The following is a 15,385-nucleotide window of genomic DNA, read 5'->3' on the forward strand; positions in this document are numbered from 1 at the left end:
GAAAAAGCGGTTTTAAAAGTCGTTGTTGAAAAAACCAAAAGTAACCCAAAGCGACCACTTTATTGCAAAGTGACCGCTATAGCCTGTGAATTGTGCTCAGTCTGCCGATACAGGTGCCTCAGCATATGCTAATGACATAGCCAAACTTTCTGCTTCTTCATACGCGCTCGCAAGCGATATTTTATGCCTTTTATCGTTAAACTCCTGATATTCACTGACTATCTCATACATAGAATCCGCCCCAAGATAACGGCTCAGGGTACGTAAATGCGGCATAAGGTGATTGCTGCTTTCCCGAACTTCTGATTTTCCAAAACCAAACTCGCCACACGAGGCAATGACAACCAGTGTTTTTCCAGACATCAGCGGTTGTAACGGAAAGTCACCGCGCTTGAGATCAAAGTCGAATGTTTTGTTAACCCGGATAATTTGATCAAACCAGGCCTTTAGCTGTGCTGGCATTCCATAGTTGTACATGGGGTAGAAATAACAACAATGTCTGCACGTGCCAATTCGTCGATGAGTGTATCGGAGAGCGCCAGCTGCTGCTTGTGATTTTCTGTTCTTTCACGCTCAGGGGTGAACACCGCACCAATCCAGTCCTGAGTAATAAACTGTGGAGGATGAATGCCGACATCGCGATAAATATACTCATCTATTACACCTTTACTTTGCCAGGTTTCAATGAACCTGTGTGCAATGCTCTTTGACAGTGAGTTGTGCGATGGGTTTTCATTGCTGATGGCTCTGACGCTTGAATCTATATGCAATATTGTGCTCATACGAGTTACCTTTTTGATTATTGAACGCAATATAGTGTGCGCCACAGCGCACTATTGAACAAATGATACTATTGCACCTATGAATGAGTTAAAATCATCTATAACTTTCTATTCGGGATGCTGATTTTGGCTTTACATGTCTCCTTACAGGCACTCAGAGCACTCGAGGCTGCTGCACGTCATGGCAGCTTTAAACACGCCGCAGAAGAACTGGCGTTAACACCCACTGCGATCTCTCATCATATTAGCAAGCTTGAAGATCGCCTCAATGTCAGTTTATTTATTCGCCAGACCAGGAAGATAGTCCTGACCGATGCGGGCCGCTTGCTGGCAACTGCCACTTCCGAAGGATTTACAACAATAGAAACTGCACTGGCGAGTATCAGGCAACTTAATGAGGTAGTTCGGGTTAGTACCACCTCTTCATTTGCAGCACTGACATTGCTTCCGGAGCTGTATATGTTCAATCAACACTACCCAGACATCGCAGTGCACATTGCCAGCGGAGAGCTAATGGACTGTCAGCCCCATACTATTGCGATACGGCTCGGTAATATCAAAGAGGTCAAGGCGCAGGACAGGCTGAATGTGGAGCATTATAATCTGTTTGGTTATCAGAGCTTACAAGCGTTCAGAGCCTCTGGCACCCGCCCGGTTATCTACACCACCCGCTGGAAAAATATGGCACTGTGTAAACCTCCTCTCGAGGCCTGGTTGGCAGAAAACGGCTTAAATAAAGCGGAGTTTGATATCAGGGAATTTGATCAGGAACTATTCTGCGTACAACAGGCGATTGCAGAGAAAGCATGGGTATTTTGCTCAGAAACGCTCACTCGTCGGCTGTGCGCAATGGGTCAGCTAAGGCCCATAAGCAACACAAGCATAGCCTCGGAATTATGCTATTACATTCCCGGGAAAAACCGCTCCCAGACGGATAATGCAAAGAGATTTATAGCGTGGGTCCAGGAGTTGATATTATCCTGAACCGAGTCGTAGGGGCGCACTTGAGGGCTGAATTAGACAGGCATTACCTCAAGCGGTTATAGCCAAACAACCGCTCAGGGGCAATGGACGTGGTTACTTAACAAGTTTAAGTGTGACTTTTTCTTGTTTGGCCATCTGGTGGTTTTCTGCCCGAAACTCTTCAACACGGTCATATATATCTTTAACGCCGTAATATTGTTCCAGGTTCTTTTCCGCGGCAAGTAAGTCACCAAACTCCATGACGATTTCATAGGCTTCAGTGTATTTATCTTCCACCTCATCATCATTGTCCTTAGCAACTATGATCAGCGATTTAAAACGCTGTTCAACAGGCCTGAGCCTTAAACCTTTGACGATCATGGCCAATACAAAAATAAATGCTACGACAATTAGCATACTGCCGATGTAGACTAACTCCATTATTATATCTCTCCCTTGGCAAGTCTTGATTCCATTAGTTTATAGAATGGAAATCTGGCTAAGATAACAAATGTACACACGTTCCCCATTACAACAAATGGCCCATATGCATCAAACAATATGTCACTATTTAAGTAACCACGCAGGACTAACTGGGCGAAGTTCATAAACATGACTGCTAATGCGATGTATGCGACTACACGCGCAGTAGCAGAAAAGCTGCAACCCCGGATAGCATGCAATAAGTACAATACAGTAATAAATGCAGCCCCCGTACATACTAGTGAGAAGTAGTAAATTTGGCGCATCTGCATCACTTCAAAAGGCAGGCTAAGAATGTACTGGCCCAGGCTACGACTAGATGTGTAAAACACAAGAACAGCCAAGGAAGCTAGAAAGCATGAATGTAGCTCGTGATCGCTTTGCTTTTTCAAGGTACTTTTTCCACCGAAAAATAAATCAAAGCGATGCTGTTTAAAGCTATGGAGCAAAAACAAAACAACAAACAGCTCTAATGCTATTATTATCCATCCAGTAACTTGATAAAACTCATTCATGCTTGGCTAAAACCTTACCGATTACCCACCAACAAACAATAGTGCAGACTCAGGAGACAAATTGCGAGCTCGAGGTTGTGACCCATCACCTCCTCCAGTGCCACCGGCAACCAGCCGTGCACTTTCTTCGCTCAGCCCAGAAACTCTCTCTAGCTGGGTCATTTTTGATTTATTATTTAAGCTCTTTATAAAAAACTTCATATTTTCCGTCCTTCTAATGAATTGAAAGGACCACCCACTAAGGTTACGCACATGTTAACCTTATTGCCATATAGTAACAAGCATTAATTGCCTTAAATTCACTGAATTGCGGATGATCTCGTACACCATGAAATTGGCCAAAAAGCTTAATACTGACCGGATCACGATACTGTTCATGATAAGGAAAATTAGAAAAATTGGAACAACAAAACGACAAACCGGCCGCCGTCTCGCCGATTTACGGCCCTTATCACATACCTGATCGTAAGTTTAACTCGGCCCTGAAGGCAACCAGGCCATACCTTTGGGACACAAAAAAGCCGCGGTCAGCATACCGCGGCTATTGATTTGGCTGCAACACTTATAGTGCGGTTTGCATTTCCTCGAACTTATCGGTGATTGCAACACTGGGCTCAGAAGTTGCCAGGCTTACCGCCACAATCGCAACCGCTGAGGCGATAAATCCAGGTACAATTTCATAGATAAGCGCACTTAGTGGCTGGTCGTTAACAGTCACTGGACCATAAATCCAGAACAGTACCGTTGCAGCACCCACTATCATGCCCGACAAAGCACCTGCAAAGTTCATCCGTTTCCAGAACAAGCTCAGCAATACCAGTGGGCCAAATGCAGCACCAAACCCAGCCCAGGCATTACTTACCAGACTCAAAATCGTGCTGTCTCTGTCGTAGGCAAGATAAATGGCACACAGCGATACCAAGGCAACACTAATACGGCCAACCAGAACAAGCTCTTTGTCTGAGGCATCTTTGCGCAGGAAGATTTTATAAAAATCTTCGGTCAAGGAGCTTGAGCTCACCAATAACTGCGAAGAAATGGTACTCATAATGGCTGCCAGAATAGCTGCAAGTAAAAAGCCTGCTATCAGGGGGTGGAACAGCAATTCAGATAAGATCAGGAAGATCGTCTCCGGATCTTCAACCACAATGCCGTTTTCGTGCGCATAAGCCGCGCCAAACAGACCGGTTGTGATAGCGCCAATTGTCGCCACCAGCATCCAGCTCATACCAATGCGTCGCGCCGTAGGCATGTCTTTCACGCTGCGTACTGACATAAAACGTACAATAATATGTGGCTGACCAAAGTACCCCAATCCCCAGGACATGGCAGAGATGATGCCGATTGCACCACCAGCACCAACCCAGGTAAGCAGTTGAGGGTTAATATCGTTGAGTGTGACACTGAGCGGATTATCGAGCAGTGAATAAGTGACGGCTGGCACCAGAATTAACGCCAGGAACATGATACAGCCCTGCACAAAGTCGGTCAGGCTAACCGCCAAAAAACCGCCGAACAAGGTGTATAAGACCACCACACCCGTCGTGATATACAGGCCGGATTCGTAGCTCATGCCAAACGAGTTTTCGAAGAGTTTACCACCGGAAACCACACCTGCTGATGTATACAGGGTAAAGAAAATAATGATCACCAGCGCCGAGACAATACGCAATGCATTGCCTTTGTCTTCAAAGCGATTAGCAAAATAGTCTGGAATGGTGATCGCATCATTGGCCAGTTCGGTGTACACGCGCAGACGTGGTGCCACCAATAAATAGTTTAAAAAGGCACCTATTACCAAACCTATGGCTATCCAGGTGCTACTGAAACCACTGACAAACATGGCGCCTGGCAGACCCATTAGGATCCAGCCACTCATATCCGAGGCACCCGCAGATAAGGCCGCGACACTAGGTGGAAGGCTTCTGCCACCCAACATATAACCCGACACGTCGCTGGTTGACTTACGATACGCGTACAGTCCGATACCCAGCATGGCGATGAAATACATGGCAAGTGAGATCATAGTGCCTGTTTCCAAAATTACCTCCTTTAGTTCGGGCTCCTCTCCACAATATCAGATGCTGTTTTTCTTAGCTGAGATTGGGACAAAAGCCATTGCGAAAGGTCCACTATAACATGGCATAGATCACCACCCAAGTTACACGGGGTGAACCGGGCATGAATTGCGCGCAAACACCCTCATACCTTAATACCAAAAGCTGAAACAAGCTGAATTAATTAATGAAATAAGCCTGAGATTGCCTTATATTGTTGTGCAGTAGAAGTATTTAGTCAGGTGTATCTTTCATGTATTTTTATGCCGCCAGGCAGCCAATCCTAAATAAAAACAAAGAACTCGTGGGTTACGAGCTATTATTTCGTGATGGATTAGATAATGTCTTCCCGGAAATTGATGGCTCTGAGGCAACCTCAAGGTTGATCGAAGGTAGTCAGTTTAACTTTGGCCTGGAAGATTTAACCGACAACAAACCCGCCTATATCAACTTCACGCTCGAAACCTTACTCAAAGGCTACCCCACTATGATGGGACGCGAGCAGCTGGTTGTGGAAATCCTCGAAACAGTGCAGCCGGGCAAGCGCCTGCTTGCTGCCGTGCAGGATCTCAAGAGCAAAGGCTACACCATAGTACTGGACGATTATCAGCATCAAAAGGTGTGGCGACACTTCTATCCGTTTATCGACCAGATCAAAATAGATGTGCTGACCACAGACATAGAAACCATTAAAGAAATCAAGGAAGCCATTGCGCCGTTCAAGAATATTGAACTAGTCGCTGAAAAAGTCGAAACACATGAGCAGTACCAGCAGGCACTTGAGCTTGGTTTTAGTTACTTCCAGGGGTTCTTTTTTGCCAAACCCGAAGTGGTTCAGAGTAAAACCTTACCGCCATCAGAGATGGCGCTGGCGGAGCTGTTGTACGAAACATCAAGCGTCGACGTTGACCTAAAGCGTATTACCCAGGTATTCGAGCGCGATGTTAACCTGAGCTATAAATTACTGCGTTACTCTAACTCAGCCGCGTTTAAGCGTCGCGCCGAAATTTCTACCATTAAGCAGGCTCTGGTGGTGTTAGGTAACCAGGAACTTAAAAAGTTTTTATCTTTGCTGTTTGCCTCGCAGGTTTCTTCAGAGAAACCGCTTGAGCTGGTACGCCTGTCACTCACTCGCGCACGCTTTGCTGAACTGTTGGCAGTGAAACATAACAAGCTCAAGGACACTGGTATGGCCTTTCTGGCGGGCATGATGTCACTGATGGACGCCATCCTGGATGAAAGCATGGACAGTGTAATGAACAAGCTACCACTGGCCATTGAAATCAAAGATGCTCTTTTAAAACAAGAGGGTCTGCTGGCCAGTTACCTGACGCTTATCAAAATGTATGAACAGGCTAACTGGCAAGGTGCGAACGAATTGGCGCAACAGTTGAGCCTGGACCCGGATCTGCTGCCAGACTATTACCACGAAGCGCTGCAGTGGTGCGATCAACAAATGGAAGTGATGTCAATTTAGCACTGGCAGTTGTTTTATGGTTTACCAAACAGCCCCTCTCGGTGGCTGTTTTTGTTTTAGGTCAATGTTTTCTTTTTTCTGCTGCTAAATCCGTTCAGGTGCGACAATTTGTCACATCCCAAGCATTTGTCTGGCAAGTAAAATTCCTCTCAATAAAAACGTGAAAATACTTTGGGATGGATCATGACCAGAAACCTCATTTGGCTTGCAGTAGCCGCCGCTTTTTCTGCACACAGCCAGGATACACAACTCGACAAACACACAGACAGCCTGGAACGCATCGTGGTTATCGCCCCCATGCATAGTCCACTGGATATCAAAACTGATCCAAAGGCCCCCAGACAACCTTTACCCGCTCAGGATGGTGCCGATTTGCTGTCCAGTATTGCCGGTTTCTCTTTGATTAAAAAAGGTGGCGCCAGCAGCGATCCTGTATTTCGGGGGATGGCTGGTTCGCGTCTGAATATTATTACCGATGGTGGCCTGACACTTGGTGGCTGTGGCGGCCGTATGGATCCACCTACAGCCTATATTACACCGCAAACCTACGATACGCTGACCGTGATCAAAGGCCCACAGACGGTACTTTATGGCCCGGGAAACAGTGCCGCCACAGTGATTTTTGAGCGCGAATCGGAGCGCCTGAGTGAGGCAGGCTGGCAAGGCTTTGCCAACGCAACTTCAGGTAGTTTTGGCAAGCGTATGGTAAATGCCGATATCAAAGGCGGTACACAAGACTACTACGCCCGAGTTGCCGCCAGTAAGAGCGATGCCGATGATTATGAAGACGGCGAAGGCAATTCCATTCACTCCGCGTATGATAAATGGAACCTCGACTCAGAGTTTGCTTACACTCCGGATGAAGACAGCCTGTATAGCCTGAGCCTTGGCCGCAGTGATGGCAAGGTCGCCTACGCGGATCGCATGATGGATGGCAGCAAGTTCGATAGAAATCACGTTGCGCTGAACATTGAGTTGAGCGAACTAACAGGGTTGGTTACTGCGCTGGAAGCCAATGTGTATTACAACAACATAGATCACATCATGGATAACCATAGCCTGCGAACATTCACCCCTAATATAATGATGAAAAGCCCGACCTCATCCAACCCGGATCGGCGTACCTGGGGTGGCAAGATCATGCTCACTTCTGTCATCAATAAACAGCACACATTGAGCTATGGTGTCGATCATCAACAAAACCGCCATCGTATCCGCGTCAGTATGAACCAGCCAGAGATGCCAGTAGAATCTATGCCGCGCCGCAACAACGCCGAGTTTAAACAAACCGGACTATTCGGCGAGCTGGAATATGCCCTGCGCACAGAAGGCTCAATACGTAGCCAATGGGTGAGTGGATTACGCCTTGATGACTGGTCTGCCACTGATAAGCGCCAACAACTTGGCTCCATGATGATGCCAATGGTTAACCCCACGGCCAATCATACCCGAGATGATTCCCTGTGGAGCGGTTTTACTCGCTATCAGGTTCAGCATCAGGATATGAGCTATTACATTGGCGCAGGCCATAGCGAACGCTTTGCGGATTACTGGGAGCTGATGGGTGGCGGACGCCGTAGCGTGGATAGCATGAGCGCCTTCTTACTAGAGACGGAAAAGACTAACCAGTTGGATATCGGCTGGATGTTACAAAAATCCGGCATGACAACGTCAGTCTCTTTATTCTACAACCGCATTGAAGACTATCTGCTGACTGACAATCGCTACGAAGTGATGGACAAAACATTGGCGGTTACCCGCAACATAGATGCTCAAACCATGGGCCTCGAAATGGAAACCCGAATGGAGCTCAGTAAACGGCTGAATTTCACGACCAGTATCAATTATGTGCGTGGCAGCAATAAAACGGATCATACCGCGCTCGCGCAGCAACCACCGTTGCAGGCACGTTTAGCTATGGATTACACGCTGGATAAATGGCAGGTTGGCGGTTTATGGCGCCTCGTAAAAAGTCAGAATCGTGTTGCCATTGGCCAGGGTAATATTGCCGGTCAGGACGTTGGAGCCAGCCACGGCTTTGGTACACTGGCACTAAATGTGTCCTATAGCTATTCAGATGAAATGCTATTGAGTCTCGGAGTCGACAATGTGCTCGACAAAACCTATGCCGAGCACCTGAGTCGCGCCGGCGCTATGGTCAGCGGCTATGCGCAAATAGACAAAGTAAACGAAGCTGGTCGCACGCTGTGGGCCAATGTGAACTGGCGCTTTTGATCCAGCAAACGGTTTGGGGGCCTGCCCCCAAACCACTATTTAATGATAAACTCAGTCAATGGTGGCACTGGCTCATCGTTTTCGTGGTCTCCAATCAGGTAAACCTTACCTTCTTTGACAACCAAGTCGCTGGGTATCGGCATATCTTCCGGTAACAAGTCGTAGACTGCCACCACCTCTGCGCTCAAGTTCAATTTGACCACTTTAGTGAATTGCTCCGAGAGCAGCCATAGTGCGCCATCAGCAAAGTATAGCCCCTGGGCGGTATATTCATTAATACTGCCTTCAGTCTCAGCTGCATAACTGAGCGGCTGACGTGATATCAGGTTGAACTGGTTGTCCAGCGTGAACAGCCAGTCCTGTTGCGACTCATCATCACTATCGGACACCAGGAAAAAAAGGTTGCTTTGCTCATCATACGCAATACCCGCAAACTCCAGCGGCTGCGCGTCGTTTCCTTGTAATGTGAGAGCATACTCCCGAGCCAGTTCATAACCTTGCCCCGTTTGTATAAAGTGTCCAACCAGCCCGTTGTCTGCCAGTACAAATAACCCATCAGCTGTACCGGTAACGGCTTCTGTGCAGCCTTGGCTGCAGTTTATTGAGGAAAATACCAGTTCACTGCGGCTCTGGATCTCCAGGCTTTCATTTAACGAGAAGACTTCGGCCTGATCGGTGACGATTTCCCAGCCGCCGCTCTGCCACTGCCATAAACCCGAAGGCTGTTTAATCCCCGCCGGGAGCGTAAAACGTTGCTGCACGACCAGGTTACCACTGTCTGCGATGGGGCCATCTCCCAATAACCTGTCTCTGTCGGCCAGTAAAAACAGGTTGTTTTCCTGATCATTACTTGCCACCGCGATCCGACCATCCGGCATCAGCGTCAGATCGGTAAACTCGGTTTGATCAAAGCCACTCACCATCCAGGCATTTGCCGGGTTGATCTGCTCATCCACGACCTCAAACTGAAATACCACGGCCTGACCCTGCTCCGCCGCGAGCAGCCAGAGCTGCTCTTGAGCAAACGAGAGCCCCTGAATCGTCATATTATCTGACAAGGGATAGCGTAATAGCTGCTCTGTATCTGGAGTAAAGCGATATACCTGGTGCGTGTGCGCATCATAGCTCCAAATTTCGCGATTATTTTCGCTGTCGATCGCCAGTTCAGTCAGACTAACATCGCCCCCGAATCGCCAGTAGCGCGTTTCGTCATTGTTCAGGTTGCGCCTGTATAACTCGTTGCTACTTGCCACATACCATAATTCATGCTCAAACAGCTCAGTGGCCACGATACTATCCAGCGCACTCAATTGAATATCCAGAGAACGATAAATCAGCGACTCCGTCGAGGCATCAATCAGGCCGACCTCAATCCCCTGCTGAAAGGTATGGATCTCGGGCCAGTTCACATCAATGCTGGTGAGGCTCGTCAGCGGCTGCGCACCACCGTCATACGTCAGGTACTGTGCAACCGGAAAGTCTTCGACTAATTGACGCTCTGCTGAAGGTGAGCTCAGCGCTATATCATGTACAACTCGGCCAGTGTCTGGCACCTCACCTCCGCCGCCTGGCGGGTGAATTCTGTCATCATCACCACAGGCGCTCAGGTTCAGGGCAATACACACTGCCAAAAGTGATTGTAGGTATTTCATGTCATAGGTCCTTGTTGAGTGAAATCGCAATTACTGTAACGGTGTGAATGTCAACAAAGTGTCTATAGAGGCGCTGAGCCAGACCATCTAATCTGGTTTTTAGGCGGAGAAAGTATGCCCTAACTATCCAAACTCGTGCTGAGTGGCGCTGACTATCAGAGTGAAGGGATCAGCTGGAATAAAATAAGCCGACATTAAGCCGGCTTATCTCATTACTGTTTATAAGTTCTCGAGGAAGTCCTCATCGAACTCTTCTGGCTCCTCCTCAACGGGTGGATTGCCATCGTGGAGTTCATAAAGCTGACGCTGGAAATAGACATCCTTAAGGAAGATATACGGGTCGAGCGACTCGTTAAGTAATTTTTCCTGCGACATCAGACTGGCTCTCGCTTCGACTGCACGCAGCGCAAATACCAGAATAGTTTGCGGTGTAGACAAAGCAATTTCTGGCAGCACAACATTATCGACGACGTCACCCGTCAGGTTACGAGCCGTTGACGGGCCATAACCCGGGATCATCAGATAAGCGCCGTCACCAACTCCCCAAACACCCAGTGTCTGACCAAAGTCTTCATCTTTGTGTTCCAGGCCCAGCGTCTTGGCGACATCAAACAAGCCAAAAATACCCACGGTTGTGTTCACCAAAAAACGTGCAACATTGACACCTGCATCACCTGGTTTAGCTTGCAAGGCGGCGTTCACGGCATCTGTAGGTGCCGCCAGGTTAGTTGTGAAGTTTACAAGACTGCTGCGCACCGGTGCTGGTGTAATCGCAATATACCCTTTCGCAGCGGGGCGCAAGATATAGGCGTCCAGAACATCCATATTAAAGTCATACAAGGGACGGTTGAGTGACTGCAACGGATCTCGGGGGTCTTGTTTTTCTTCGGGGACTTGCGCACACCCTGATAAAATTAGCGCCAAAGCGGCGCCAACGAGTTTCTTATACATTTAGCTTCCTGTGCTGGTTATAACACGACTGATAGTAACCGCGACCTGCTGCACTTCTTGGGTTAAAGTGATGGTCTGAGTCACGCCTTCTAACTCACCAGGTTGCAGCGCCACGTTGCCATCCACGGAAATACGTGCTGTTACAACCACTTCTTTAAACCCTGACAGCTTGAGGTTAGGCATCATCGCCATACTATCGTCCAAGTTGACACTCAATGGCAAGTTAAAATCTGTAAGTTTAGCGACTGCCAATGGCATAGGCGGACCTTCCGCCGCTTTGGCAAAGACAAACAAAGTTGCATTTGCAGGTATTTTATCAGCTAACTCATCCGCAAGTGTCACTGTCACTTGCAGCCCATCATCAGGCATTGCTGGCTGTGAGGCTTGTGCTGAGCTCAACTTCTCGTTCAGCTCAGCAATACGTTGACGGATCATCGCGTAACGCGGGTCGTCCTGAGTCATGCTCGCCAGTAAAACTTCAAAGGCCGCTTTGGACTCTTTCCAGTCCTGGCGCTCATAGGCTATCAGGGCCAATAAAGAAATCGCATCAATATTACGTGGCTCGCGCTTTAACACCTGAGACAGCATGCGGGCAGCACGGTTCATGGCATTTTCAGAACCTTCAACCAGCAGCGCCTGAGCATAGCTGACCTTCACATTACTGTTGTCCGGTTGCATTGCCAGTGCTTTATCAAATGCCTGCATGGCCATTTCAAAATCGTTAAGTGACATAGCAACACGGCCCAGCAGCATCCAGGCAACTGCGTCGTCGCCACTGTTTGCCAGCTTAGTACGCAGCCCCAGCGCAAATGCCTGAAGCTCATTCGGACTGAGCGGCTCACCCGTTTGCATCACCGCACGTTGACCATACTCGGGCAACATATCAACCGCTTTGTACCAGTCAGCGATTTGTTTTTGGCTGCCCGTGAAAGAGTAAAAGACTGCACTGACTACCAGCAAGAACGTCACACCCGTCGCGGCAAGCACCAGGTTGTTACCCCGTGTATCCAGTGTACGCTCCGGTGATAACTCGTTCAGCAACCGCCGCTTAAGTTCCAGTACAGATTCATCATGACTGCTCTTGTCAATACGTTGATTACCCAGCTCTTCTGCCAGCTCCTGTAAACGCTGCTGATAGATGTCTATGCGCTCGGCATTGGCATCGTGGTCCACAGCGACCAGCTTGTCACGACGGAAAAACGGCATCACCACAAACAGGCCTGCCAGCACAGTCAGAAGCGCAAACATGCCCCACATTTGCATCATGTCATTCATGAAGTACGCTCCTTACGCTGGCTTTGTTTGATTAGTTCAGCCAGTTTTTGTTCATCTTCCGGGCTCCAGCTTTGCTTACGGGCGGCTTTTTTCTGTCTGAACACGATAAAGCCAAAACCTAACACCAGGATCACCACAGGCATCACCCACAATACAATAGTGGCCGGGGTCACGGGCGGCTGGTAATGAACAAAGTAACCATAACGGTCGATCATAAAGTCGATAACTTCTTGCTTAGACTTGCCTTCCTGAACCATGTCCAACACGCGGTCGCGTAAGTCTTTAGCAACTACCGCATCAGAATCCGCAATGTTTTGGTTCTGACACTTAGGGCACCTTAGTTCCTGTACCAGCTCTTTAAAGGTCTGCTCTCGTTCGGCATTTTTGAACTGGTATTTGTCTTCAACAGCATGGGTACTGAGCGACCACAGTCCTGCCAGTAATGCCAATGCCAGCATTAGTTTTTTCATGGTTGCAACTCCTGAATTGCCGGAGCAAATTTGCTGCGCCACACGCGCGGATTAATGTCGCCGGTGTGGTGTAAAATGATCTTACCGTTTTTATCTACCAGGAAAGTTTCCGGCGCGCCGGAAACCCCTAAATCCAGCGCCAGAGTGCGCTCAAGGTCGAGGATATTAAACTGATAAGGGTCACCTGCACGCGACAGCATTTGCTGTACGTCGGCGCGCAGGTAGTTAATATCAAACTGATCGCCAAAATCGGGATCATAGGCTTGCTCGTAGTATAAACCGATGATCCGTACGCCCTGCTCACGCAGCTCGGTCAGATAACCCAGCTCCGCGATACAGGTCGGGCACCAGGTGCCCCACACGTTCAACAGGTATACCTCACCCAACAGGTCCTGATCAGTCCAGCGCTTTTGTTCATCCATCAGATCGGGCAACTCGAACGCCGGCATAGTGTGACCCAGGCGGCCAGTTTGCAGCTCTCTGGGGTTACCGAACAATCCCTGATACAAGAACACACACAACAATACAAAGATCAGCAGTGGCACCAGGCCTAAAAACTTCTTGTTCATTATGCGTGCTCCACAGAGGGTTGCTTACGGCGACGATAACGTTTATCGGCCAGAACTATAAAACCAGCCAGGGAGATCAGAATACCGCCTAGCCACATCCAGCGAACGTAAGGTTTATGGTAAATACGCAGTGACCAGGCACCATTGCCCATGGACTCGCCCAGCGCCAGGTAAAGGTCGCGGAAGAAACCATCATCAATTGCCGCTTCGGTCATAAATTGCATGCCCACATCGTACAAACGCTTTTCTGCATGTAACAAGGTTACATACTCGCCGTCCTTAAATACGGTGACTTCACCGGCATGACCACCGTAGTTAGGGCCGCGGATCTCATTCACGCCTTCAAAGCGATACTCATACTCGTTCAGCATGGCAGTTTCGCCTTTTGTCATCACCACGGAGCGTTCAACAGAATACGCTGAGGTCAGGGTCACACTGGCAATCACAAACGCGATACCCACATGGCCCAGCACCATCGCCCAGTAGCTCATACCCAGGCGTTTCAGACCCTGAGCTGTCCTCGGATGAACACTCACTTTTTCAACCAGATCAACCATAGTAGCGATACAGATCCATACCGCTAATCCGGTAGCCAGATAAGTCAGCGTACTGATGTCATCAAAGCTGGAGAACAGCCAGGTACTGGTGATCACGATAGTGGCGACAAAAATAGCGGCCCACTTTTTGGCCAGTGGTGGCAACTTATTTTGCTTCCAGCGCAACATAGGCGCTATACCCATCAAGATGGCAAAGGGCACAATCAGGATGGCAAACATTTGGTTAAAGAAAGGTACACCAATCGAGATGGAACCCAGTCCAAGCTCTTTATGGATCATTGGCAACAGTGTGCCCAGCAATACAATCAGGGTTGCTACGACCAGGAAGATGTTATTCACCCACAGCCCGACTTCGCGGGAAACAAGCTTGTAGCGGCCTTCGCTGTAAACCTGGCTTACCCGCAATCCGTAAAGTGCCAGACTGCCGCCAACCACTAAGGCCAGGAAAGACAGAATAAACAAACCACGATCGGGGTCGGTGGCAAACGCGTGTACCGATACAATGATGCCGGAACGAACAATAAACGTACCTAACAAACATAAACTAAATGCGGCGATAGCCAATAAAACAGTCCAGGATTTGAACACGCCGCGTTTCTCTGTAATAGCCAGAGAGTGCAGAAGTGCAGTTGCCACCAGCCAGGGCATCAAAGAGGCATTTTCAACCGGATCCCAGAACCACCAGCCACCCCAGCCTAGTTCAGAGTATGCCCACCAGCTACCTATGGTAATACCTAAGGTTAAAAAGCCCCATGCCGCCATGGTCCAGGGACGCGACCACTTGGCCCAGGTGTTATCCAGTTTGCCAGTTAACAGTGCGGCAATTGCAAAAGAGAAGGACACTGACAAGCCCACATACCCCATGTAGAGCAAAGGTGGGTGAATGATCATACCAGGATCTTGCAGCAGCGGGTTCAAATCGCGCCCTTCTACCGGGTAATAAGGCAGCAAACGCTCAAACGGGCTCGACATCCACAGGGTATAAAGCATAAAGCCTACGCCCAGGAATCCCAGCACGCCGAGTACACGTGCACGCAGCACCCAGGGCAGAGATTTAGACATCATGGCAACTAATGCCGTCCAGCTTGCCTGCATCACCAACCACAACAGGATGGCGCCTTCATGGCCTCCCCAGGTCGACGTGACCTTGTAATACCAAGGCAGCGTACTGGAAGAGTGATGTGCAACGTAAGCAACGGTAAAGTCGTCGGCGAGTGTGATATAAATCAGTACACCAAAAGAGAACAGCACCAGCAGACACTGACCCACGGCCAGTGAAGGCGCTGTACGCATCAGGCGTAAGTTGCCGTTATAAGCGCCCCAGAGAGGAAAAATACACAACAGCAAGCTCAGGCCCATGGCCAGAACCAATGAAAAATAACCTATCTCAGGGATCATA

Annotated in this window: 12 protein-coding genes and 1 pseudogene; 3 read left to right on the forward strand and 10 right to left on the reverse strand. The window is 48.7% G+C overall.

Going from position 1 to position 15,385, the window contains the following annotated elements; all coding sequences use genetic code 11:
- Positions 1 to 96 precede the first annotated feature (96 nt).
- Positions 97 to 782: pseudogene (locus ELR70_RS18495) on the reverse strand (NAD(P)H-dependent oxidoreductase).
- Positions 783 to 908: 126 nt separating this feature from the next.
- Here ELR70_RS18495 and ELR70_RS18500 point away from each other — a divergent pair.
- Positions 909 to 1,766 (forward strand): LysR family transcriptional regulator, encoded by an 858-nt coding sequence (locus ELR70_RS18500; RefSeq protein ID WP_235577101.1) that lies wholly within the window; start codon positions 909 to 911, stop codon positions 1,764 to 1,766.
- A 93-nt stretch (positions 1,767 to 1,859) separates the two neighbouring features.
- On the opposite strand, the gene ELR70_RS18505 is transcribed toward ELR70_RS18500, so the two are convergent.
- The 3 genes from ELR70_RS18505 to putP form a co-directional block, all read right to left on the reverse strand.
- A complete protein-coding gene (locus ELR70_RS18505; protein ID WP_054015654.1) occupies positions 1,860 to 2,186 on the reverse strand; it encodes a hypothetical protein in 327 nt (108 codons plus the stop codon).
- Between the two features lie 2 nt (positions 2,187 to 2,188).
- On the reverse strand, positions 2,189 to 2,743 hold the full coding sequence (locus ELR70_RS18510; protein ID WP_054015653.1) for a hypothetical protein: 555 nt from the start codon (positions 2,741 to 2,743) through the stop codon (positions 2,189 to 2,191).
- A gap of 562 nt (positions 2,744 to 3,305) precedes the next feature.
- Positions 3,306 to 4,784 (reverse strand): sodium/proline symporter PutP, encoded by a 1,479-nt coding sequence (putP, locus tag ELR70_RS18515; protein WP_054015651.1) that lies wholly within the window; start codon positions 4,782 to 4,784, stop codon positions 3,306 to 3,308.
- A gap of 269 nt (positions 4,785 to 5,053) precedes the next feature.
- Here putP and ELR70_RS18520 point away from each other — a divergent pair, with 269 nt between their 5' ends.
- Together ELR70_RS18520 and ELR70_RS18525 are read left to right on the forward strand one after the other, a co-directional pair.
- Positions 5,054 to 6,277 (forward strand): HDOD domain-containing protein, encoded by a 1,224-nt coding sequence (locus ELR70_RS18520; RefSeq protein ID WP_054015650.1) that lies wholly within the window; start codon positions 5,054 to 5,056, stop codon positions 6,275 to 6,277.
- A gap of 183 nt (positions 6,278 to 6,460) precedes the next feature.
- Positions 6,461 to 8,512: a TonB-dependent copper receptor gene (locus tag ELR70_RS18525; RefSeq protein ID WP_082353205.1), complete on the forward strand. Its 2,052-nt coding sequence runs from the start codon at positions 6,461 to 6,463 to the stop codon at positions 8,510 to 8,512.
- A 35-nt stretch (positions 8,513 to 8,547) separates the two neighbouring features.
- Here the strand turns inward: ELR70_RS18525 and ELR70_RS18530 are convergent, their stop codons facing one another.
- The 6 genes from ELR70_RS18530 to ELR70_RS18555 form a co-directional block, all read right to left on the reverse strand.
- Positions 8,548 to 10,164, reverse strand: a complete 1,617-nt coding sequence (locus ELR70_RS18530) for a hypothetical protein (protein ID WP_054015649.1) — start codon at positions 10,162 to 10,164, stop codon at positions 8,548 to 8,550.
- A gap of 219 nt (positions 10,165 to 10,383) precedes the next feature.
- Positions 10,384 to 11,115, reverse strand: coding sequence for a VacJ family lipoprotein (locus ELR70_RS18535; RefSeq protein ID WP_054015648.1), 732 nt, complete (start codon positions 11,113 to 11,115; stop codon positions 10,384 to 10,386).
- Positions 11,116 to 12,381, reverse strand: a complete 1,266-nt coding sequence (gene ccmI, locus ELR70_RS18540) for a c-type cytochrome biogenesis protein CcmI (protein ID WP_054015839.1) — start codon at positions 12,379 to 12,381, stop codon at positions 11,116 to 11,118.
- Between the two features lie 5 nt (positions 12,382 to 12,386).
- Positions 12,387 to 12,860: a cytochrome c-type biogenesis protein gene (locus ELR70_RS18545; RefSeq protein ID WP_054015647.1), complete on the reverse strand. Its 474-nt coding sequence runs from the start codon at positions 12,858 to 12,860 to the stop codon at positions 12,387 to 12,389.
- On the reverse strand, positions 12,857 to 13,429 hold the full coding sequence (locus ELR70_RS18550) for a redoxin family protein (protein ID WP_054015646.1): 573 nt from the start codon (positions 13,427 to 13,429) through the stop codon (positions 12,857 to 12,859). The genes ELR70_RS18545 and ELR70_RS18550 overlap by 4 nt, the downstream gene beginning before the upstream one ends.
- Entirely contained in the window at positions 13,429 to 15,384 is a 1,956-nt protein-coding gene (locus ELR70_RS18555; protein ID WP_054015645.1) for a heme lyase CcmF/NrfE family subunit, read from the reverse strand. Before ELR70_RS18555 ends, ELR70_RS18550 begins: the two co-directional genes overlap by 1 nt.
- Between the last annotated feature and the right edge of the window lies 1 nt (position 15,385).

This window comes from Pseudoalteromonas sp. R3 (assembly GCF_004014715.1).
Classification (GTDB): Bacteria; Pseudomonadota; Gammaproteobacteria; order Enterobacterales; family Alteromonadaceae; genus Pseudoalteromonas.

Coding starts and splice junctions, on each gene's coding strand:
- ELR70_RS18505 (WP_054015654.1), bottom strand. CDS start 2,186: ATGGAGTTAGTCTACATCGGCAGTATGCTAATTGTCGTAGCATTTATT.
- ELR70_RS18510 (WP_054015653.1), bottom strand. CDS start 2,743: ATGAATGAGTTTTATCAAGTTACTGGATGGATAATAATAGCATTAGAG.
- ELR70_RS18520 (WP_054015650.1), top strand. CDS start 5,054: ATGTATTTTTATGCCGCCAGGCAGCCAATCCTAAATAAAAACAAAGAA.
- ELR70_RS18525 (WP_082353205.1), top strand. CDS start 6,461: ATGACCAGAAACCTCATTTGGCTTGCAGTAGCCGCCGCTTTTTCTGCA.
- ELR70_RS18530 (WP_054015649.1), bottom strand. CDS start 10,164: ATGAAATACCTACAATCACTTTTGGCAGTGTGTATTGCCCTGAACCTG.
- ELR70_RS18535 (WP_054015648.1), bottom strand. CDS start 11,115: ATGTATAAGAAACTCGTTGGCGCCGCTTTGGCGCTAATTTTATCAGGG.
- ccmI (WP_054015839.1), bottom strand. CDS start 12,381: ATGATGCAAATGTGGGGCATGTTTGCGCTTCTGACTGTGCTGGCAGGC.
- ELR70_RS18545 (WP_054015647.1), bottom strand. CDS start 12,860: ATGAAAAAACTAATGCTGGCATTGGCATTACTGGCAGGACTGTGGTCG.
- ELR70_RS18550 (WP_054015646.1), bottom strand. CDS start 13,429: ATGAACAAGAAGTTTTTAGGCCTGGTGCCACTGCTGATCTTTGTATTG.
- ELR70_RS18555 (WP_054015645.1), bottom strand. CDS start 15,384: ATGATCCCTGAGATAGGTTATTTTTCATTGGTTCTGGCCATGGGCCTG.